Genomic DNA, 19,450 nt, shown 5'->3' on the forward strand with positions numbered 1-19,450 from the left:
GAACCGTTCCACAACCCCCGATCGCGGGCGGAACCTCGCCTTCAGCCGCCCCACACTGTGGCTTCGCTCCAGCCGAGATCCCTGAGCTCGGCTGCCCGGAGCGGCGCTTCGCCGGCGGCGAAGAATTCGTCGAGCTGCGGCGGCTTCACTGTGGTCTCCGACAGCATCGCATGGGCCTGGCCGCGATGATGGATCTGGTGCTGAAACAGATGCATCAACAGGCGGTCGCGTCGCTCGGTCTGCACCGAGGTGTCGCGATTGACCTTCACGATGTCCTCGAGCCGTTCGGCCGTCAGCGCATCGCAGTGAACGATCAACCGCTGGTCGATCGCCCGCTGGGCGTCTTTCAGCTGCGCCACCGACGGGTAGGGCACCTCGTTCGCCCACGCCTTCGGGCCGAGCCAGCCACCTTCGAGCGCGTCGATATAAAACAGGTCGATGACATGAATGTGGTTCAGCGTCGCCTGCAGGCTCGGGAAGAATCCGGTCCGCGCCGCGGCGAACTCCGCCTGGCTGAGACCGGCGCAGGCCGTGAGCAGGCGATGATTGGCCCAGGCATTATTGTACGCAAAGGCGCGAAAAGTCTGGACGAGGCCTGCTTGCATATCGGTCCTCACTGGATTGACTGTTTCAGGCGGGCGCGGCGGCCAGCCGGCCGATCCGCCACAGTGATCGTGGTGCTTGCGTTGGTGACTTGATCCTCGCATAGCTAATCCATCGTGGTGCACTTCATCCCAGGGCGGCAGCAGATGCAACTGGCAAAGAACGTGATCGACGTCGGCCTTTCCTCCAACGATCTCGAGCCGATGCTGCGGTTCTGGCAACAGGATGCCGGACTTCGCTTCGATCATGTGCAGCCGATCCGCCGCGGGCAGAAGCAGTATCGGCACGACGCGCACGGTTCGGTCATCAAGCTCAACCATCATGTCGAGCCGCTGCCGGATGCGGCGCCGAGCGGCTATCGCGAACTGATCATTGCGCGCGCGGGCGTCGAAGCGCCGCAACACATGCACGATCCCGATGGCAACCGGGTTTGCCTGGTCGCGCCCGGACACGACGGCATCACCCAGATCGCCGTCGCGATGGCGGTGCGCGACCTCGCCGCGCATTGCAGGTTCTACGGCGACATCCTCGGCTTCGCCGGGCAATCATGGTCGGGCGGTCCGGCGTTTCGCCTCGGCGACAGCCTGATCCTGCTCAAGGAAGATGCTGCCGCGACGGTCGATCCGATCCGGCAGGCGCGCGGCTGGCGCTACATCACGCTGCAGGTCGCCGACATCGACGCCGTGCATGACAAGCTGCGCGCCAAGGGCGTGCGGGAAGGCCTTGCGCCGGTGACGCTCGGCGAGGTCGCACGGATCTCCATGATCCTCGCTCCCGATGGCAACTGGATCGAACTGTCGCGTCGCGCATCGATCGTTGGGAGCCTGTCCAACCGCTAGGCAGCAAATTTTCTGGCCGCCCGGTCGGCGCCGATGATATGATTCGGCGAATGCATCCAATTTGATGATCGCTTTATGCAGTCGATTTTCAGGCCGCGGCGGGTTCATCGATCGATTTTGCCAGCGTTTATCGGCTCGGCTTGCCTGCTGCTGTTTGTCCCCGTCGCAAGCGCCCAACCTCTCAGCAATCCAGCGACGCCCGCCGCGCAGCGCGCAGAGCCGGCGCAGACAGAAACATCGCAAACCGAAACGTCTCGTCCGGTTACCGACGCCGGAGTGCGCAACGCTGAGGCCGTTCCGTCGGCGTCCGACCATCAATCCTCATCCGCTCTGTCTCCGGCGGCCACACCGTCGCCTCCAAAGCTCGATGGCCCGCAGCAATACTGCAAGGCGTTGGAGGAGGCTGCATTAGAGAGCGGCTTGCCGCCGGATTTCTTCGTCCGGCTGATCTGGCAGGAAAGCAATTTCGATCCCAACTCGGTCAGTTCGGCCGGTGCCCAGGGGATCGCCCAGTTCATGCCCGGCACTGCGCGATGGCGCGGTCTGGCCGACCCATTCGAGCCATTGCCTGCCTTGCAGGAATCCGCGCGCTGGCTCCGCGAGCTGCGCGAGCAGTTTGGCAATCTCGGTCTTGCGGCGGCTGCCTATAATGGTGGTCCGCGGCGGGTTCAGGATTGGTTGGCGGGACGTGGAAATCTGCCCGGCGAAACACGCGCCTATGTCCGGATCATCACCGGCAAGTCCGCCGAGGAATGGGCGCAGGGTTCGCTTGAGGATCGGGTCCACACCGACGCGGCCGTGGCCTGCGGCGACATCGTGCGCGGCATGCTCGTTCGGGCGCTTCCCGCGGGCCCAAGAGAGTCCGTGACAATCGCACAGCAAGCTGCGTGGGGACCCTGGGGACTACAATTAGCCGGCGGCCCATCGCAATCGAGGGTCCTCGCCGACTACCAGCAACTTCAGAAACGATTTGCATCCGTGCTCGGCGATCGCGCACCGCTCGTTCTGAGATCGCGCATGGCCGGGCCAGGCTCGGCCACCTGGTATCTGCTCCGGGTCGCCGAGACGAGCCGTGAGCGGGCTAACCAGCTGTGCGCCCGATTAGAGGCAGTCGGCGGGCGCTGCCTGGTGTTTCGGAATTAGGTGGCGCACCTTGCAGGTCGCTGCGATCGACGGCGTGATGAGGGCTAATTGGCGACAGAGCCCTCGACTGCAAATGTGTGGTACCTGGCGTATTTCTCGCCGACGGCCCGAACCTGCACGTAGGCTGGATCGTGCCGCCAGGCCCAAAGCGCCTCCATGCTCGGATACATATAGAGGACGACGCGCTTGGGTGGATTTCCATCAACGGCAACGACCTGCGAACCGGTTGCCGCCGCGCCTGCAGCCGCAATCAGCTTGCCGCCATGTGCCTTGATGATCTCCTTCGCTTTCGGGAGATATTCCCTGGCATAACCATCGGGATCGGTGACCTCGATCTGGCCGATCAAATAGGCGGGCGGCCTCGCTTCGCCATGCAGTGCTTCGCTGCCAAGAGCGCCGATCGCGGTACAACCCAACATGACCAGAGCCATCTTGCCTCCAGAATTCATGGGAGCCTCCTCCGCTGCAGTGCCGGGTGCCGCAAGCCGCAGCCTGACAGGACTTTCCACGAGGCTTCGAAATACGTCCAATACATATATTTTCTCAAGTCTTATGCTTGAATGGTATAAGCGAGCATGAACCTCCAACGGGCCCTCACGTTCCTGACGGTGGCCGAGCTCGGCACCGTTTCAAAGGCTGCATTGCGGTTGCGTGTCGCCCAACCCGCCCTGTCCAGGCAAATCATCGGTCTCGAACGGGAGCTCGGCTTGCAGCTCTTCGACCGCGTCGGGCGCCGGCTTCTGTTGACTGGCGAAGGCGAGCAGTTGATTGCGGGCTGCCGTCTGCTGCTCAACAGTGTCAGTTCACTGAAAGAGCAGGCTCAGCTGCTCCGTCAAGGAGATACCGGGGTCCTGAGGATCGCTGGCTCGCCGCAACACATCGAGAGCGTGCTGTCGGAATTTCTCCACCGCTACGCGGAGCGATATCCCAGGGTCGAGATCAGGATCAGGGAGGGGACGGGCAGCGAGATATTGGCGATGCTCGAACGCGGGGAAGTTCATCTCGGCCAAAATTTGCTGCACGCCGTCAGACTGAATGAACAGCACTTCGGCAGTCTTCCGCTTGGATCGGTACAGTTGCTGGCTGCTTGCCATCCGTCGATGCCACTTGGTCCCCGTCGCACGATCGAGATCGCTGACCTCGCCGAACTTCCGTTGCTGCTGCTGGACAGCGGGTTCGGATTTCGGCGTGCTTTCGATGCAGCAAGCCGTATGGCGGGGCTGAAACCGAAGATCACGTTCGAGAGTCGCAGTCCGCACACCTTGCTGGCACTGGCCGAGGCGGGGCACGGCGTCGCGATCGTTCCCTCCCAGCTTCAGTGCTGGCGCTACGGACTAAGGATTGTCGGTCTCACGCACAGGCGCCGTGTGTTGCAGGAGCCCCTGACCATCTCATGGGACAAGCGGCGTCCGTTGCCTCGTTTCGCGACTGACTACTGTGCAATGCTGGCAGCGCATATGCGGAAGACGTTTCCGATCACGCGCCCCACGGAGCCGGCTGTAGCAAGAGCAAGCGTTCAGTCCCGCGCAAGGCGAGTTCCACGCAAGGCGAAAAGTCCGGGTGGTTGAATATTGCGATTTGTGCCCGCGTCATCAATCACTGAGTTCCCCGACGGCGCAAGCCCTTACCCGAAACATGGTTCGGTTTATCGGAACGACAGCTCGGTGTAATTCCGCTCACCCGATCGACGGCGCTTCTGAGCTTGCCCTAGCGGATTAAGTGTGTATGCTTGCGGCGTTCGATTTGCCGTTGTGCCTTGTTGAATGGTCAAAGCGGCCCTTTTCCAAAGAACATCGTCGGTTGAAGGATGATGCGGACCAAGCGCGAATTCACGTGCGTCCGCTTTGGAGAAGACAAATGCCTACAGGTACTGTGAAGTGGTTCAACGGCCAGAAAGGCTTCGGTTTCATTCAGCCCGATGATGGCACGAATGACGTGTTCGTTCACATCAGCGCTGTCGAGCGGGCCGGACTTGGCGGTCTCGCCGAGGGCCAGAAGTTGTCGTTCGAACTCAAGGTCGACAAGATGCGTGGCAAGACCAGCGCCGAAGATCTTCGGCTGGCTTGAAATCGACCTGTCATTCCACGGATGTACTGGGATGACAGCTGCGGCCCGCTCGATCCCCTGATGGGTTGAGCGGGTCTCGTGCTTTTCAAAGGGCTCATTCGCTCATGGCCAAGAAGCCGGAAGAACTTTCCGCCGAGCGCCTGGCCAAGGCCCAGCGCCAGCGGCTTGCCGCCGAGGCCGGTGCGCAGGCAATCGCCGAGGTCGAGCGCGATGCGATCGCCGTGCGCAAGAACATGGTGCGTCTGCGGGCTCTCCGTGAAGCGCGTGACGCCGAGGCCGCCGCGCAGGCTGGACCTGCACCATCAGCGCCCGCGGCCAAGAGGACCAAACGGATCAAGCGTATCGTGCGCTGAGCTGCGCACTCCCCGCATCCTCGATCACGTCGCTGAAGCTGCCCTGTTTTTCGACCGCCACGCTGGGATCGCTATGGGAAGCAGCGTCTCCAGGGCGACTCTCGCCGTCTGCATCGAACTTCGTCGCCACATTTCGCAAGGTCGGCAGGAACGATCGAGAGCCGGGCCATATTATCATGGCGATGAAGTACTATTTCGATCTCCGTGACGGTTGCGGCTTGGCCCTCGACGAGGAAGGTCTGGTGCTGTCCGATCTCGCGGCGGTTCAAGAAGAAGCCGCGCGTGCTTTGGCCGACATGGTTCGCGATTCCGTTCGCGGTCACAATTTCGATCAGATTGCGATCGAAGTCCGGGACGACGACGGGCCCGTGCTTGAAGTGCGGATTGCATGGCGCATTCGCCGCTCGAATTCCTGAGTTGGTTGCGCGCCAACGCCCTAGCACCTCGTTATGCCCAGACTGAGACTGACCTGAAACAATGGCCCTTCGTCCGTGCGGACCTCGAACGCCAGCAGCCTTTGCTTGTCCAAAGACGGGTTGTCTTTGGCTATGCTAAGCAGTGACTGCATCGCTTCGTGCGCGGCAGTTTCCTCGTCGCGTAGCTCGATGCCCTGTCTGTCGGCATAGAGTTCCTCGCCGTTGCGGATATCGAAATAGAAGCGGGTTGCCATTTGCGGCTCCCTTTTGTGACGGGAGCTGCCCAGGCTCTCGAGTGCCGGCGCTCCAAGATCATGCGGCAGCGCCGCACTCTGCGCCTGTTGGAGCGAATTTGCTACTCGGCAACGATGCAGATTTGGGGAACCGCTTTTCGTGTTCGCCATCACCGTTCAGCCATGATCTCGGCGTTGCTTGCACCGTCGGACATAATTCTCACGATTTGCGATTGTGTCTTGCATAGCCGAGATAAGTGCATAGCTTCAATAGATCGACTGGCCTTGAGCCTTGTAGATCGGTCCCGGTGGGACCCTTTTCCAAAGACATCGTCGGATGAAAGCGAGGACGCGTGCTTGTAGCACCGCGGCTGAAGCTTCCGCGACGTTGTTGGTCGGCTGCCGTTCCACGGATGTACTGGAATGGCGGTGCGGCCCGCTCTGTCGCTGATAGAGCGGGCTCTCGTATTGTTCACTCAATGTGCGTTGTACCGCGAGAGAGGTGATCCGTTGCAGGTTCTTGTCAGGGACAACAACATCGACCAGGCGCTTCGAGTTCTAAAGAAGAGGTTGCAGCGCGAGGGCGTCTTCAGAGAGATGAAGCGCCGCAGATCGTTCGAAAAGCCATCGGAAAAAAGGGTTCGAGAGAAATCCGAGGCCGTGCGGCGAGCCCGCAAGCTTGCCCGCAAGCAAGCGATACGGGATGGATTGATCGCGGCTCCTCCGCGGAAGCCCAAGTTCCCGGCGTCCAAACCTTCGGCGCCAAGGCAATCACCACAATCGCCACAGCAAGCAGGCGGCACACGGGAGACCTAGCCCGTACCGATCCTGCTGGAAGGATCGTGCAAGATGACGCGGCGATCTTATCGAGGCAACGGATGCCTCCAGGAACGCATCTCCGATGAGATCTGTCGTCGGCGAGCCGTGGATCGGAATGTTCGATCGCGGCACGACGACCGACGGCGACGTGCGCAAAACCTGGCCGGCACGGCCATTAACGCAATGGCGGATCATGCCGCCAGCCAGTTCGATCAGGCCGCTCGCAAGCGTGACTTGCTCGACGGCCCCGAGGAGTTTCGCGCGTTTCGCGCGGACCGCTGACAAAACGTATGATTCGGCGGTAGACGCAAAACTCGATGTCGTCCCGGGCAAGCGAAGCGCGACCCGGGACCCATAACCAGAAATGCCGATTGGTTTGCAAAGCTGGAGCCACAGCTCGTAAGGCTGTGGTTATAAGTCCCTGCTTTCGCAGGGACGACAGTTGTGATGAGGCACGTCGTGTGCATCAAACGAGCGAGGAGGACCCTTGGCGAGCACAGCGCTTTGGGCCCTCTCACCTCGCAATGACGGTGGAAAGTATCTTACCCCGCCAGCACCGCATCCGCGCCGGTCACCGCCTCGGCGCTCTCGGTCACGGTCTTTTCCAGCGACGGCGCCTGCACGGCGATGTTCTCGGCGAAGAAGCGCGCCAGCGCGACGTAGCGCTGCGGCTCGGCTTCGCCGTTCGCCTTGGCGGCCAGTGCCTCGCCGGCGAGCATGCAGCCGCCGAGGGTTGCGGCGAACAGCCGCAGATAGGGCGTTGCGCCGGCGAGTGCCTCGTTCGGCGCCGAGGCGAGGCGCTCGAGCAGCCATTTGCTGGTGCGCTCCAGCGCGGCGTGCGCGTCGCGCAGCTTGGCGCCCGTGGTGCCGAATGCCGGATCGTTGGAGGTCTCGACCTGCTTGATGACGGCAGCGAGCTCGTCGAGCAGCGCCCAGACCGAGGCGCCGCCATTGGCGCCGAGCTTGCGGGTGACGAGGTCGATCGACTGGATGCCGTTGGTCCCCTCGTAGATCGAGGTGATGCGGGCATCGCGATAATGCTGCGCGGCGCCGGTCTCCTCGATGAAGCCCATGCCGCCATGGATCTGCACGCCGAGATAGGCGACCTCGTTGCCGATGTCGGTGGAGAAGGCCTTGGCGATCGGGGTCAGCAGCGCGCCGCGGGCCGCTGCCTCGGCGCGCACCTTGGCGTCCTTGGCGCGCACCGAAACGTCGAGCGCGACCGCGGTGGCGTAGCAGATCGTGCGCGCCGCGGCCGTCATGCTGCGCATCTGCATCAGCATGCGCTTGACGTCGGGATGCACGATGATCGGATCCATCCCATCGCCCTTGTGGCCGATAGCCTTGCCTTGCCGGCGCTCCTGCGCATAGGCCAGCGCCTGCTGATAGGCGCGGTCGGCAATGCCGACGCCTTCGAGGCCGACGCCGAGGCGGGCCTGATTCATCATCGTGAACATGCAGCGCATGCCCTGGTTTTCCTCGCCGATCAGATAACCGATCGCGCCACCCTTATCGCCCATCGTCATGGTGCAGGTCGGCGATGCGTGCATGCCGAGCTTGTGCTCGACGCCGCTGGCATGGATGTCATTGCGCTCGCCGAGCGAGCCGTCGGCATTGACCAGGAATTTCGGAACCAGGAACAGCGAGATTCCCTTGGTGCCCGAGGGCGCATCGGGCAATCGTGCGAGCACGAAATGCACGATGTTGTCGGTCATGTCGTGCTCGCCATAGGTGATGAAGATCTTGGTGCCCTTGATGCGATAGGTGCCGGCATCAGCGCGTTCGGCGCGGGTGCGCAGCGCGCCGACGTCGGAGCCGGCATTGGGCTCGGTGAGCTGCATCGTGCCGGTCCACTCGCCGGTGACCAGCTTCTCGAGATAGATCTTCTTCAGCTCGGCGCTGCCATGGGCATCGAGCGCCTCGATCGCCGACAGCGTCAGCAGCGGGCAGAGGCCGAAGGCGACGTTCGATGCGCTCCAGATCTCGGTGCAGGCGGCGTTGACCGCGAGCGGCAGGCCCTGGCCGCCGAACGCTTCCGGCCCCGACACCGCGTTCCAGCCCGCGGCGGTCCAGCGCTGATAGGCGTCGGGCCAGCCCGGCGCGGTCGTCACCTTGCCGTTGTCGAGCTTGATGCCGTGCTCGTCGCCGACACGATTCAGCGGCGCCAGCACATCGGAGGCGAACTTGCCGGCTTCTTCCAGCACCGCAGCGGTGATGTCGCCGTCGAAATCGCCGTAGTGGCCGGCCTCCACGGCGGCAGCGAGCCCCGCACCGTGATTGAGGGACAGCAGGATATCGTTGATCGGCGCACGGTAGGTCATGGCGTTACTCCCGACGAGGCGTTTGCAAATTGTCATCCCATGAAACCGGCGGCCTCTCAACAGTCCGAACGGACGTCGCACGGTCTGTTTCGGCCACCGCGGCGTCGCCCTATAATAAGAGTACCGTCATCAACCTGCGGCTTTCGTGCCTTTTCGATCGCCGCCCTGTTGAAATGGCGGGACTCACCCTATAGACCGACGTGGCCTTCGATCGGCGCGTTGGGGCGTAGCCAAGCGGTAAGGCAGCGGATTTTGATTCCGCCATTCGGAGGTTCGATCCCTCCCGCCCCAGCCAGCAAACAAGCCGTTGATTTTAATAAAGGAAATCCTTCTCTCCGGTCGAACCTCTGCCGCCATTTCGGCGGATTGGGTCGGCCAAGCTGGAAAATTGTGCCGCTTTCGTTTCCATGGCGGCGGGCGACAAGCCCCCGAGTCGCCCGGAGACGCAGGTCAACGGGCGATCGCACTCACGACATAACGACGGATCTGACGTGGCGAATACCAAGAAGGCCCGCGCTGCTGCTGGCGCGAAGAAGAAAAGCAAGGGATCGGCGCGTTCCGGGATCTCGTCTTCCTCACCGCTTGGCATGCTGGCGCTCCATCTTCTCGAGCAGTGGAAGAAGTCCGGGCGGGACGGCATCGTTTTCCTTGCAGAAAGCGAGAACAGGGCCGAGCGCCTCGGCAGCGTGCTGCATTCGCTCGATCCCTCGGTCGAGGTGCTGGTGTTCCCGCGGCTGAATACCTTGCCCTTTGACGGGCTGGAGCCGTCACGAGAGATCGCCGGCAGGCGCAGTTCGGTGTTGAGGCGCCTCGCCAGGAGCAAGAAGCCGGTCTTCCTGGTATCGACGGCGGAGGCGATCATGGAGCGGTTGCCGTTGCCCGCCAGCTCGGCGCGCCTCAGCATCAGCCTGACGGTGGGGGCGGGCTATTCCGAGCAGGAACTCAAGGATCGTCTGGAAGCTTTGGGATACGATCTCGACGAAGAGGCGGATTATCCCGGCAGCGCTCTGTTCCACGGAATGACGTTCGAGGTATTTCCCGCGGGCGCGCTGGGGCCGTTCAGAATTGAGCATTCCGGTGGCGTGATCCGCAGAATCGCAGGTGTCGATCCGGACGAGCACGACGTCGTGTTCGACGCGGAGGAACTGCACATCGACCCGATGTCCGAACGGATCGCATTGGGAGGCAAGCGGGTCCAGCGGGCGGCGCTGCCGGATTATTGCCAGCGCGCGCACTGGATCGCGGACGCAGGCGTTTCGGGCCACGCCGATAGCTGGCTGAGCACGATCAAGGAGGCGGCCGGCCGCAGGGAGGCGGAGCGCGAATATCTGGGGCCCGCTGACTGGAAACGGCTGGCCAAGCGGATGAGCTCGCTGCCTCGAAAGGCGGCTTTCATCGCCACGCCTGACTTCTCGAAGGTCGCCTCGTCGCGGAAAGCTCTTCGCGCATTTGTCGCCGACACGGAGCGCAGCGGATCGCGGCTGCTCTTTGTCGCGGCGGTCGAGGACGATCTGCGCGCGATCGAGCGAATGAGCGGGATCAAGGCGGAGCGCTTCGCCGACTGGAACGAGGCGGCGAAGGGGCGGGGCGGCGAAGGCGCGCTGTTGGCCGACTTCGACACCGGCTTCATCGGCTCAGGGCGAAAGCCGCTCGTCGTCGTGACGGCGACCGACGTGCTCGGCAGCAGGGCGCATCATCCGCAGCCGATGGCGAGAGCCTGGAGTTCGGCTTTCGATCATCCCGACGTGCCGGAGCGCGACGCGGTCGTCGTGCATCTGCAGCGCGGGCTGGCCGTGCTCGATGGCTTGCAGACCCTCGATATGGGGAAGGGATCATCGCGCGAGATGATCAGGCTGGCCTTTGCCGGGGATGATGCCGTCCTCGTTCCGCCGGCAGATCTTGCGCTGATCTGGCCGTATGCCGCGGAGCTCGGCAAGCTGGCATTGGACAGGGCCGATGGCAGCACGTGGTGGACGCGCCGTACCAAGGCGGAGCAGGAAATCCAAACTGCCGCCAGGGCGCTTGCCAAACACATCGCGCAACGGCGCCGCCGGCGCGCTCCCAAGCTGGTCGCTCCCGGTCCCGCATATGAGCGGTTCGTCGCGCGCTTTCCCTATTTCACGACAGTCGACCAGGCGAAGGCAATTCGCGACGTCCTGGATGATCTTGCGTCCGGTCATCCGATGGATCGGGTCGTCTGCGGCGACGTCGGATTTGGCAAGACCGAGGTGGCCTTGCGCGCGGCGGCGGCCGTTGCGTTGTCGGGCAAGCAGGTTGCCGTCGTTGTGCCGACGACTGTTCTGGCAAGGCAGCACGTCGCAACCTTCCGCAAACGGTTTGCCCCGCTTGGCATCGAAGTGGGAAGCCTGTCGCGGGCGACGTCGGCTCCGGAGATGAAGGAGACCAAGGAGGGCCTGCGAAGCGGCAAGATGAAGGTCGTGGTCGGCACGCAGGCGATCGCATCGAAGGACGTGAGGTTCGCCAAGCTGAGCCTGGTCATTGTCGACGAAGAGCAGCACTTCGGGGCGGCGGAGAAGGCGAAGCTTTCAGGCCTGGCGAAGGGCGCCCATACGCTGTGGATGAGTGCCACGCCGATCCCGCGCACACTTGCGGCGGGCCTTGCGGGATTCAGGGAGCTGAGCGTGATCGCATCCCCGCCCGTTCATCGGCTTCCGGTCGCGACCAAGATCGCTCCGCTCTCGGACGCCGCCATTGCCGCCGCATTGCTGCGCGAGCAGCGACGTCACGGGCAAAGCTTCCTGATCTGTCCGCGCATCCAGGATCTGGATCCGATGCTGGCGCGCGTGCAGTCGATGGCCCCGGAGCTGCGCATCGTCTGCCTGCACGGCAGGCTGCCCGCCGACGAACTGGACGATCGAATGATGAGTTTCGTCGAAGGTGAGGCGGACGTTCTGCTGGCGACCAACATCGTCGAAAGCGGTCTCGACATCCCCAGGGCGAACACCATCGTGGTCTGCTGGCCGGAAAAGTTCGGTCTGGCACAGCTCCATCAATTGAGAGGCCGTGTGGGACGCGGCGGGACACGCGCCTTCGCATACATGCTGACCGAATCCAGTTCGGAACAATCCGGCAGGCGTCTGGCCGTTCTGGAGGAGTTCAGCAGACCGGGCGCCGGGTTCGCGATCAGCGAGCGGGATCTCGACCTCAGAGGCGCCGGGGATCTGCTTTCGCGGCAATCCGGCCACGTGCAAGTGTTCGGTCCGGTGCTCTACAGCCACCTTCTCAAGCAGGCCTCGGAGAAGACCAACGACCGGTCCGCCGATCTGTGGGTGCCCGATCTCAACCTTCCGCTCGCGGATTTGCTGCCCAGGAGCTATGTGCAATCGGAATCCGTGCGGCTTGAAATCTATGGCCGTGCCGCGAGGTGCCGGAGCGAAGACGATCTGGAAGATCTCGAGGAAGAGACCTCGCGCCGCTTCGGCAGGCTGCCCTCGGCCGGTCGGGATTTCTTCGCCGCGGCGAGGCTCAGGATCGATTGCAAGCGGCGAGGCATCGTGAGGCTCGATGTCGGCCCGGAGGCCGTCGCGGCGACGTTCCTTCCGGGGAGGCTGCCGAAATCCAGGGCACGCTCGCTCGAGCGCGACGGCGATCGCGTGTTCTATTCGGACAACATACACGAGCCGCCTTTCGAGCGGATCGAGGATCTCCTGGACATTCTGGACGAGTGAGCGCGACGCGACTCCGTCGGAGACGAGCCGTGTGGGTGTGCCGCGCACAGCAGAGATATTTCAGCGCGCCGGGGCTGCGGAGAACAAATCGACCGATTCTGCGCGCTGACATCCCAGTGACATGTAGCATCGTTACTGCACATCCGTGGCAAACCGCCCGCCGTCATTCGGCCTGCTCCGAGCCATCGGAAAGCCCCCTTCCAGGCGCGAGTCGACGGTATTTGGGGCGGGTTATGTTGTTCAAATCGCGGCGTTTTGGGCCAAAATGCCGTGCCCGGATACCGGAATCAGCGCTGCCGAAGCCGGCTCCGCTTTTCGCTTTCTCCGTAGGACACCCGTTTTGCACACCGTTCCGCGCGGTGTTGCCCGATCTTGTGACCGATAACGGTAACTGAAATATTCGTATTGTATTTCAATGGCTTGCCGAAGTGTCGCAGTTCAAATGCCCGTGATATTTGTGCAACATTTGCCCGAAAACAGCCGCAACTCGCCACAAACCGAGCGGTCTTTTGTTGCGTGATCGGGGGCCTTCTGTCTCATATGGAACTACGACGGAGGGGGGCATCCCGAGGTCGTCCCGTTCTAGGTGGTTCGCTTAAGTCCCTCGCGTTCATGCGGGTGTGTCCGAAGGCGCGAAGCGACTAAGCGGGGATTTAAGGGACAAGGGAACCAACCTGAGGGTGTTCTACCCGGCGGATCCGGAACCTTCCCTGAGATAGAGCAACTTGGAGGTTTAACATGAAGATGGTTAAGAGCCTTATCCTCGGCTCGGCGGCGGCTCTCGTCGCGGTCGGCGGAGCTCAGGCGGCCGATCTTCCCGTCAAGGCCAAAGCGGTCGAGTACGTGAAGGTTTGCTCCCTGTATGGTCCCGGATTCTACTACATCCCGGGCACCGACACCTGTATCAAGCTGGGCGGCTACCTGCGCGTCGACGTTCTGGCGAACACCAACTCGGACCACACCGGCAACACCTCGGGTGCTGGTGGTGCGAACAACCGCTTCACCAACGGCTACACCTGGCGTTCGCGTGAAGACCTGAACATCGATACGCGCACCGCGACCGAATACGGCGTGGTCCGCACCTTCTTCGATGCGACGTTCTCCTGGACGACGGACAACTACGTTGGTCAGGGCAACGGCTCGACCGTCTATTCGGCGATCGGCACGGCTGCGGCTCCGAACAATGCCGCCTCCGGTAACGTCGCCGCTGGTACGGTCGGCGTCTACTACGCCTTCATCCAGTTCGCCGGCTTCACCATCGGTAAGGCGGTCTCGCAGTTCTCGGCTCCGTGGGCCAACTACCCGGGCAACAGCTACGACGGTCTCGTCGGCGGCGGCGGCACGATCACTGGTGTGAACCAGTTCACCTACACCGCGCAGTTCGGCAACGGCGTGTCGCTGTCTCTGTCGGCTCAGGATCAGACCCAGTACTATCAGGCTGGTGTGGCCAACCTCGGTGCTCCCACAACCTTCGGCGTTGTCGGTAACACCAACACGTTCGGCCTCAGCGACTACGCTGGCACGATCGCTCCGGATCTCGTCGCGATGCTGCGCGTCGACCAGGCCTGGGGTCTGTTCCAGGCATCGTTCGCCGCGCATAACAACCACGTGGCCTACTATGGCGGCACCGAGTTGACCGGTCATCCGGACGACAAGTGGGGCTGGGCTGGTCAGTTGGCTCTGTCGATCAAGAACATCCCGACCGGACCTGGCGACACCATCAACTTGCAGGGCGTCTACACCAACGGTGCGACGCGCTACAACATCCAGGACCTCGCCGGCTCGGCGGGTGCGAACACCATCTTCGGCGGCACCAACATTCCGGGTGCCTACCAGAGCATCGGCTTCGGCCTCGCGCCGGACTCGATTTTCGTGACCGGCGGTCAGCAGCAGCTGATCACGACCTACGGCTTCCGCGGTGCCTACGTGCACAACTGGAACCCGAACTGGAACACCAGCATCTACGGTGCCTGGGCCCAGGTTAACTACAACGGTACGGCCAAGGGCTACCTCTGCGGTCCGACCGGCACTGGCGTGGGTGGTTCGCTCAGCAACTTCTTTAGTGCCGCTTCCAACCTGACGTCCTGCAACCCCGACTACAGCATCGCGCAGCTCGGTACGCAGACCCAGTGGACCCCGGTGAAGAACCTGACCTTCTCGGCCGACTTCACCTACACCCGTCTGGACCAGAGCTTTGCCGGTACGCTCACTTTCCCCGGCGCTGCAGGGATCGGCAAGCCGGGCGCTGTGTACGAACTGAAGGACCAGAACACCTACATGTTGCTGCTCCGCGCTCAGCGCAACTGGTAATACCGGTTGATCTGATTGCGATCTAACAGGGCCCCCGGCGTGCAAGCGCCGGGGGTTTTGCTTTGTCATGCCGGTTCTGGCGCGTCACGCGGCGAGCATCTCGCGCACCATCGGCACCACCTTGCTGCCATAGAGCTCGATGCTCTTCATCAGCTTGTCGTGCGGCAGCGGGCCCGCCGAGTATTTCAGCTGGAAGCGCGCCGCGCCGAGCGCCTTGACGGTCGCCGCGATCTTGCGGGCAACGGTTTCCGGCGCGCCGACATAAAGCGAGCCGTGCTCGGCCTCGGACACGAACTCGTCGCGGCCCATCGGCGGCCAGCCGCGCTCCTTGCCGATTCGATCGCGCATGACCTTGTAGTCCGGCCACAGCTCCTCGCGTGCCTGCGCGTCGGTCTCGGCGACATAGCCCGGCGAATGCACGCCGATCGGCTTCGGTTCGCGGCCGAACTGCTGGTAGGCGCGCTGGTGCAGGTCGACATAGGGTGCAAAGCGCTTGGGATCGCCGCCGATGATGGCAAGCATCAGCGGCAGGTCGTAATGCGCCGCGCGAACCACCGATTCGGGACTGCCGCCGACGCCGATCCAGGTCTTCAGCCGGCCGTGCTCGACCGGCGGATAGACCGACTGGCTCTTGAGCGGTGGCCGCAGCTTGCCCTGCCAAGTCACCGGCTCCTGCTTGAGCAGTTCGGTGAACAGATCGAGCTTCTCCTCGAACAGCTCGTTGTATTGCCTGAGGTCGAAGCCAAAGAGCGGGAACGACTCGGTGAAGGAGCCGCGGCCGAGGATCACCTCGGCGCGGCCGTTCGAGACCGCGTCGACCGTGGCGAAGCGCTGGAAGACGCGGATCGGGTCGTCCGAGCTCAGCACGGTCACCGCCGAGCCGAGGCGGATGTTTTCAGTGCGCGCGGCGATTGCCGCCAGCACGGTCTCGGGCGAGGAGATCGCAAAATCGGCGCGGTGGTGCTCGCCGAGCCCGATGAAATCGATCCCGAGCTGATCGGCCAGCACCGCTTCGTCAACGACGTTGCGGATCACCTGGGCATGGGGCAGCGGCGCGCCGGCGGCGTCGTTGGTGACGTCGCCAAACGTATCAAGCCCGAATTCGACGGAGGTCGTCATAGTCAGTCCGGTTGTCGGCGTGGCGGAGCATCCGCCACGGGCTACCCATCGCACGCAGGCCGAAAGGTCGGGTTGCTGCGGATCTATCCGCAAGCCTGCGCTGTGGAGCCTTGGGTTGGAGATACCGTTGAGCTATTGCCGGTTCAGGGGGCCGGCAAGGTCACGCCGCGAAACGCAGCGTTTCCAGGTCCGCTTGGGGCAGCCTGCGGCAATCAGCCCGGGACCACCAGGAAGCCGGCGCGCGGGAAATGCACCACCACCTCGCCGACGCGCTCATCCGACCGGCGGATCGCGATGTGTTGCGCCGACAGCGAGACGATCTCGCCGTGCACCGGGATCTTGCCGTAGTCATCCGGCATCACGGCAACGACGTCGCCGGGCTTGCGACCGTTTGGATCCATGGGGTCGCCGAATACAGGCGACTGCGGTTGCGCCTTCGCGGCGATCTCGAGCGCGTCGGCCGACGACATCTCGGTGCGCGTGCCGTGGCCGATGGCGCGGATGCGCTCCTCCCACGCCGCAACACGCGGCACGGACTTCATGATCTCGTCCATCGTGGCGAGGCTCTGCCGCGCGTACCACACGTTCATGTAGGCGCTGACGTCCGCGAGGCTGAACTCGCCGAACAGCCACGGCCGGCCGTCGCCGAGTTGCGCTTCGATCCAGTCGACATTGGTGCGGAACTGGTCGCGCATCTGCGGCAGCGCCGCGGTCATGGCGGCGACGTCGAACTTGCCGCCGCGCAACTTCTCGCGATCCTCGATGAAATCCCGCGGGACCTTGTCGCCGACGAAGCCGAACACGAGGTTGACCGTGTTCTGAAAGAACGGCCGGTCGGTCCACATGCCGAGCGCCCAGGGCATGCCGGCATTGCCCGCCGGAAACAGCGTCGGCGTCGGGTAGCGCCGCTCCAACTCGCGGATGATGATCTGGGTGTCACAATAGATGTCCGCGCCGATCTGCATCGTCGGCGTGCGGCGATAGCCGCCGGTCATCGGCATCAGGTCCGGCCGCGGCATGATCCGGGAGATCCGCACCGAGTTCCAGGCGAGCTTCTTGAATCCGAAGATGATGCGGATCTTCTCGGAGAACGGCGACTGATCGAAATGATGCAGGATCGGCGTGGGCTGCGACATGGCCTTCTCCCGGGACAGGGTGCGATCTCGACGGACCTTGTCGCATAAGCTGACAAGAATCCAGCCGATCGCAACCTATATCCGTGGGCGAGAAGGGCGGCGCAGCGCGTTCAGAACTGCTCCGCCCACGGCCGCAGGTCGAGCTCCAGCGTCCAGGCGCTGCGGTGCTGGTGGTGCAGCACCCAATAGGCGTCCGCGATGGCCGCGATGTTGAGCATGCCATCCGGTCCGCGCTCATCCTTCAATTGCGGACGCATGCTCAGCAGGCGGTCGCCCTCGATTCCGCCATCGACCACGACATGGCCGACATGGATGCCCTGCGGCCCGAATTCCCGCGCCACGCTCTGCGCCAGCGCGCGCAGCGCGGCCTTGGCGGCGGCGAACGGTGAGTAGTTGGCCTTGCCGCGCAGCGAACCGCTGGCGCCGGTGAACACCAGCGTGCCGCCGCCGCGCGCAAGCAGAGCGGGGATCGTGGCCTGTGCGAGCTGGAAACCGCCGAGCGCATGTTCACGCCAGTGTTCCTCGAAGCGCTGCTCACTGACCTTCAGAAACGGTGCCGGCCGGTTGGAGCCTGCATTGTGCACGGCCATCGCGAGCGGTGCGAGCCTCTCGGCCGCCTCGACGAAGCGCGCAACATCGGCCGCCCTGGAGGCGTCGCCGACCACGTGCGCGACCGTCGCGCCGCTTGCCGCCAGCTCGGCCGCCGTCGCGGCGAGCTTGTCGGCGTTGCGGCCGGCGATCGCGACGGGATAGCCGCCGGCGGCAAAGCGACGCGCAATCGCGGCGCCGAGGCCGTTCGACGCGCCGACGCCGGCAATCAGCACGCTTCCTTGTACAGGGGTCGGCTCGAGGGCGGATCGGTCGTTCATGGCTCACTCCATCAAGGTGCCCGTGGCGCGGGCGAAATCATTCGTCGGACGCCATCGCGACGATGGCATCACGCACCGTGCGCAGAACGGCGTCGGACCGCTTCTGGTCGGTGAGGACACGCGAGATCGCCAGCGCCCCGACCATCGCACTCACGGCGACGATTGCGCTGCTGTCGTCATCGTCGCCGAACGTCTCGGCGACCTTGGCGATGAAGGATTCGATGTGCGGCTCCATCACCGCGCGGCATTGCGCATCGGCGCGGCCGACATCCGAGATCAGCGCGCCGATCGCGCAGCCCGACTTGGGCGCGTCGCGATGGGCGCGGCTGAGATAGCTACGCACCAGTGTGTTGATGTTGACCGGCTTGTCGGGACCGCGCGCCGCGTGAGCCGATGCTTCTCCTGCATTCAGCGCCTGTTCCAGCGCCGCGGCGATCAAGTCGGAACGCGAGGCGAAGTGCCCATAGAAGCCGCCATGGGTCAGCTTCACCTGCTGCATCAGGCCGCCGATGCTGAGCGCGTCGAGGCCCTTGCCGCGGATCTGCGTTGCAGCCTCGTTCAGAATACGCTCACGGCTCCTGGCCTTGTCGGCCTGGGAATGGCCCATCTCGCCTAGTCCCTGTTTGACTCTCTTTCTGGATTATGACCATCATGCGTCTGGATGACAACTATCATCCAGAAATTATCCGGTCACAAAGCAGGGAGGAACAGATGTCCGGCAGCGCGAGCGAAGGGCGGGTCCGCCACGAGCGGCACGACCACATCCTCAAGATCATCATCGACAATCCCGCGAAGAAGAATGCCTTCAGTCCGGAGATGATGACTGAGCTGTCCGACGCGCTGACGCTGCTCGACAACGACGACGGCCTCTGGGTCGGCGTGCTCTGCGCCGCCGGCGGCAGTTTCACCGCGGGTCTCGACATGCCGAAATTCTTCGGTCCGACGGCGACGCGCAAGCCGCTGCCGGAGGGCAACGTCGATCCGTTCGGATTGTCGAAGCGCTGCCGGAAGCCGATCGTCACGGCGGTGCAGGGTATCGTGTTCACCGTCGGCATCGAGATGATGCTGGCCGGCGATATCGTGATCGCCGCGGACGACAGCCGCTTCTGCCAGATGGAAGCCAAGCGCGGCATCGCGCCGCTGGCGGGCGCGCATTTCCGATATATCAGCCGCGCCGGGTGGGGCGATGCGATGTATCACCTGTTGCTATGCGACGAGTTCACCGCCGCCGAGGCGCATCGGATCGGTCTCGTGCAGGAAGTCGTGCCGGCGGGCCAGCAGGTCGAGCGTGCAATGGCGCTCGCGGAGATCATCGCACGCAATGCGCCGCTTGGAATCCAGGTGACCAAGGAGGCGGGCCGCAAGTTCATCGAAGCCGGCGAACAGGCGGCAATCGCGATCATCCCGCAGATCCGCGAACGCGTGCTCAACACATCAGATGCGGCCGAGGGCATCAAGTCCTTCGTGGAGCGCCGCGCGGCTGTGTTTCAGGGACGCTAGTCCCGGGGCGCGCTAGTAGCAGGGGCGCTCGCC

At 63.6% G+C, this 19,450-nt stretch carries 18 protein-coding genes and 1 tRNA gene; 11 read left to right on the forward strand and 8 right to left on the reverse strand.

Annotated elements, in window-relative coordinates:
* Window positions 1-41 precede the first annotated feature (41 nt).
* On the reverse strand, window positions 42-605 hold the full coding sequence (locus IF803_RS22870; RefSeq protein ID WP_461193539.1) for a DinB family protein: 564 nt from the start codon (window positions 603-605) through the stop codon (window positions 42-44).
* A 144-nt stretch (window positions 606-749) separates the two neighbouring features.
* Between IF803_RS22870 and IF803_RS22875 the strand changes: the two genes are divergently transcribed.
* Window positions 750-1,442 carry a VOC family protein gene (locus IF803_RS22875; protein ID WP_461193540.1) on the forward strand — a complete coding sequence of 231 codons (693 nt, stop codon included), beginning with the start codon at window positions 750-752 and terminating at the stop codon, window positions 1,440-1,442.
* A 75-nt stretch (window positions 1,443-1,517) separates the two neighbouring features.
* Window positions 1,518-2,585 carry a lytic transglycosylase domain-containing protein gene (locus IF803_RS22880; RefSeq protein WP_461193541.1) on the forward strand — a complete coding sequence of 356 codons (1,068 nt, stop codon included), beginning with the start codon at window positions 1,518-1,520 and terminating at the stop codon, window positions 2,583-2,585.
* 44 nt (window positions 2,586-2,629) lie between these two features.
* On the opposite strand, the gene IF803_RS22885 is transcribed toward IF803_RS22880, so the two are convergent.
* Window positions 2,630-3,094, reverse strand: coding sequence for a DUF1330 domain-containing protein (locus IF803_RS22885; protein WP_461193542.1), 465 nt, complete (start codon window positions 3,092-3,094; stop codon window positions 2,630-2,632).
* Between the two features lie 66 nt (window positions 3,095-3,160).
* Here IF803_RS22885 and IF803_RS22890 point away from each other — a divergent pair, with 66 nt between their 5' ends.
* The 4 genes from IF803_RS22890 (at window position 3,161) to IF803_RS22905 (ending at window position 5,421) form a co-directional block, all read left to right on the forward strand.
* Window positions 3,161-4,153, forward strand: coding sequence for a LysR family transcriptional regulator (locus IF803_RS22890; RefSeq protein WP_461193543.1), 993 nt, complete (start codon window positions 3,161-3,163; stop codon window positions 4,151-4,153).
* A gap of 289 nt (window positions 4,154-4,442) precedes the next feature.
* Entirely contained in the window at window positions 4,443-4,652 is a 210-nt protein-coding gene (locus IF803_RS22895) for a cold-shock protein (RefSeq protein WP_028339489.1), read from the forward strand.
* A gap of 104 nt (window positions 4,653-4,756) precedes the next feature.
* Complete coding sequence (locus tag IF803_RS22900) at window positions 4,757-5,005, forward strand: hypothetical protein (RefSeq protein ID WP_018270369.1); 249 nt, start codon at window positions 4,757-4,759, stop codon at window positions 5,003-5,005.
* 176 nt (window positions 5,006-5,181) lie between these two features.
* Window positions 5,182-5,421, forward strand: a complete 240-nt coding sequence (locus IF803_RS22905) for a DUF6894 family protein (protein WP_016844536.1) — start codon at window positions 5,182-5,184, stop codon at window positions 5,419-5,421.
* 20 nt (window positions 5,422-5,441) lie between these two features.
* On the opposite strand, the gene IF803_RS22910 is transcribed toward IF803_RS22905, so the two are convergent.
* Window positions 5,442-5,675: a DUF6894 family protein gene (locus IF803_RS22910; protein ID WP_028339486.1), complete on the reverse strand. Its 234-nt coding sequence runs from the start codon at window positions 5,673-5,675 to the stop codon at window positions 5,442-5,444.
* Window positions 5,676-6,164: 489 nt separating this feature from the next.
* Between IF803_RS22910 and rpsU the strand changes: the two genes are divergently transcribed.
* The gene (rpsU, locus tag IF803_RS22915; protein ID WP_461193590.1) at window positions 6,165-6,470 is read left to right on the forward strand and encodes a 30S ribosomal protein S21; all 306 of its coding nucleotides are present in this window, start codon (window positions 6,165-6,167) and stop codon (window positions 6,468-6,470) included.
* Window positions 6,471-7,015: 545 nt separating this feature from the next.
* Here the strand turns inward: rpsU and IF803_RS22920 are convergent.
* A complete protein-coding gene (locus tag IF803_RS22920) occupies window positions 7,016-8,794 on the reverse strand; it encodes an acyl-CoA dehydrogenase (protein ID WP_461193544.1) in 1,779 nt (592 codons plus the stop codon).
* 220 nt (window positions 8,795-9,014) lie between these two features.
* Here IF803_RS22920 and IF803_RS22925 point away from each other — a divergent pair.
* From IF803_RS22925 to IF803_RS22935, 3 genes are all read left to right on the forward strand, one after another.
* Window positions 9,015-9,089 (forward strand) — tRNA-Gln (locus tag IF803_RS22925).
* Between the two features lie 292 nt (window positions 9,090-9,381).
* Window positions 9,382-12,483: a helicase-related protein gene (locus IF803_RS22930; RefSeq protein ID WP_461193591.1), complete on the forward strand. Its 3,102-nt coding sequence runs from the start codon at window positions 9,382-9,384 to the stop codon at window positions 12,481-12,483.
* A gap of 738 nt (window positions 12,484-13,221) precedes the next feature.
* The gene (locus IF803_RS22935) at window positions 13,222-14,793 is read left to right on the forward strand and encodes a porin (protein WP_461193545.1); all 1,572 of its coding nucleotides are present in this window, start codon (window positions 13,222-13,224) and stop codon (window positions 14,791-14,793) included.
* An 84-nt stretch (window positions 14,794-14,877) separates the two neighbouring features.
* Here the strand turns inward: IF803_RS22935 and IF803_RS22940 are convergent, their stop codons facing one another.
* The 4 genes from IF803_RS22940 to IF803_RS22955 form a co-directional block, all read right to left on the reverse strand.
* The gene (locus tag IF803_RS22940; protein ID WP_461193546.1) at window positions 14,878-15,912 is read right to left on the reverse strand and encodes an LLM class flavin-dependent oxidoreductase; all 1,035 of its coding nucleotides are present in this window, start codon (window positions 15,910-15,912) and stop codon (window positions 14,878-14,880) included.
* 212 nt (window positions 15,913-16,124) lie between these two features.
* Window positions 16,125-17,048 carry a glutathione S-transferase family protein gene (locus IF803_RS22945; RefSeq protein ID WP_461193547.1) on the reverse strand — a complete coding sequence of 308 codons (924 nt, stop codon included), beginning with the start codon at window positions 17,046-17,048 and terminating at the stop codon, window positions 16,125-16,127.
* A gap of 110 nt (window positions 17,049-17,158) precedes the next feature.
* On the reverse strand, window positions 17,159-17,917 hold the full coding sequence (locus tag IF803_RS22950) for an SDR family NAD(P)-dependent oxidoreductase (RefSeq protein ID WP_461193548.1): 759 nt from the start codon (window positions 17,915-17,917) through the stop codon (window positions 17,159-17,161).
* A gap of 37 nt (window positions 17,918-17,954) precedes the next feature.
* A complete protein-coding gene (locus tag IF803_RS22955) occupies window positions 17,955-18,524 on the reverse strand; it encodes a TetR/AcrR family transcriptional regulator (RefSeq protein WP_304499099.1) in 570 nt (189 codons plus the stop codon).
* Between the two features lie 104 nt (window positions 18,525-18,628).
* On the opposite strand from IF803_RS22955, the gene IF803_RS22960 reads away from it, so the two are divergent.
* Window positions 18,629-19,417: a crotonase/enoyl-CoA hydratase family protein gene (locus tag IF803_RS22960; RefSeq protein ID WP_461193549.1), complete on the forward strand. Its 789-nt coding sequence runs from the start codon at window positions 18,629-18,631 to the stop codon at window positions 19,415-19,417.
* The last annotated feature ends 33 nt before the right edge of the window (window positions 19,418-19,450 follow it).

The sequence above is a fragment of the Bradyrhizobium sp. UFLA06-06 genome, from assembly GCF_054820065.1.

Excerpts from the sequence above, each read along its gene's own strand:
- IF803_RS22880 (WP_461193541.1), top strand. The coding sequence starts at position 1,518 with ATGCAGTCGATTTTCAGGCCGCGGCGGGTTCATCGATCGATTTTGCCA.
- IF803_RS22955 (WP_304499099.1), bottom strand. The coding sequence starts at position 18,524 with ATGGGCCATTCCCAGGCCGACAAGGCCAGGAGCCGTGAGCGTATTCTG.
- IF803_RS22950 (WP_461193548.1), bottom strand. The coding sequence starts at position 17,917 with ATGAACGACCGATCCGCCCTCGAGCCGACCCCTGTACAAGGAAGCGTG.
- IF803_RS22900 (WP_018270369.1), top strand. The coding sequence starts at position 4,757 with ATGGCCAAGAAGCCGGAAGAACTTTCCGCCGAGCGCCTGGCCAAGGCC.
- IF803_RS22920 (WP_461193544.1), bottom strand. The coding sequence starts at position 8,794 with ATGACCTACCGTGCGCCGATCAACGATATCCTGCTGTCCCTCAATCAC.
- IF803_RS22940 (WP_461193546.1), bottom strand. The coding sequence starts at position 15,912 with ATGACGACCTCCGTCGAATTCGGGCTTGATACGTTTGGCGACGTCACC.
- IF803_RS22910 (WP_028339486.1), bottom strand. The coding sequence starts at position 5,675 with ATGGCAACCCGCTTCTATTTCGATATCCGCAACGGCGAGGAACTCTAT.
- IF803_RS22875 (WP_461193540.1), top strand. The coding sequence starts at position 750 with ATGCAACTGGCAAAGAACGTGATCGACGTCGGCCTTTCCTCCAACGAT.
- IF803_RS22960 (WP_461193549.1), top strand. The coding sequence starts at position 18,629 with ATGTCCGGCAGCGCGAGCGAAGGGCGGGTCCGCCACGAGCGGCACGAC.
- IF803_RS22905 (WP_016844536.1), top strand. The coding sequence starts at position 5,182 with ATGGCGATGAAGTACTATTTCGATCTCCGTGACGGTTGCGGCTTGGCC.
- IF803_RS22870 (WP_461193539.1), bottom strand. The coding sequence starts at position 605 with ATGCAAGCAGGCCTCGTCCAGACTTTTCGCGCCTTTGCGTACAATAAT.
- IF803_RS22895 (WP_028339489.1), top strand. The coding sequence starts at position 4,443 with ATGCCTACAGGTACTGTGAAGTGGTTCAACGGCCAGAAAGGCTTCGGT.
- IF803_RS22890 (WP_461193543.1), top strand. The coding sequence starts at position 3,161 with ATGAACCTCCAACGGGCCCTCACGTTCCTGACGGTGGCCGAGCTCGGC.
- IF803_RS22930 (WP_461193591.1), top strand. The coding sequence starts at position 9,382 with ATGCTGGCGCTCCATCTTCTCGAGCAGTGGAAGAAGTCCGGGCGGGAC.
- IF803_RS22945 (WP_461193547.1), bottom strand. The coding sequence starts at position 17,048 with ATGTCGCAGCCCACGCCGATCCTGCATCATTTCGATCAGTCGCCGTTC.
- IF803_RS22935 (WP_461193545.1), top strand. The coding sequence starts at position 13,222 with ATGAAGATGGTTAAGAGCCTTATCCTCGGCTCGGCGGCGGCTCTCGTC.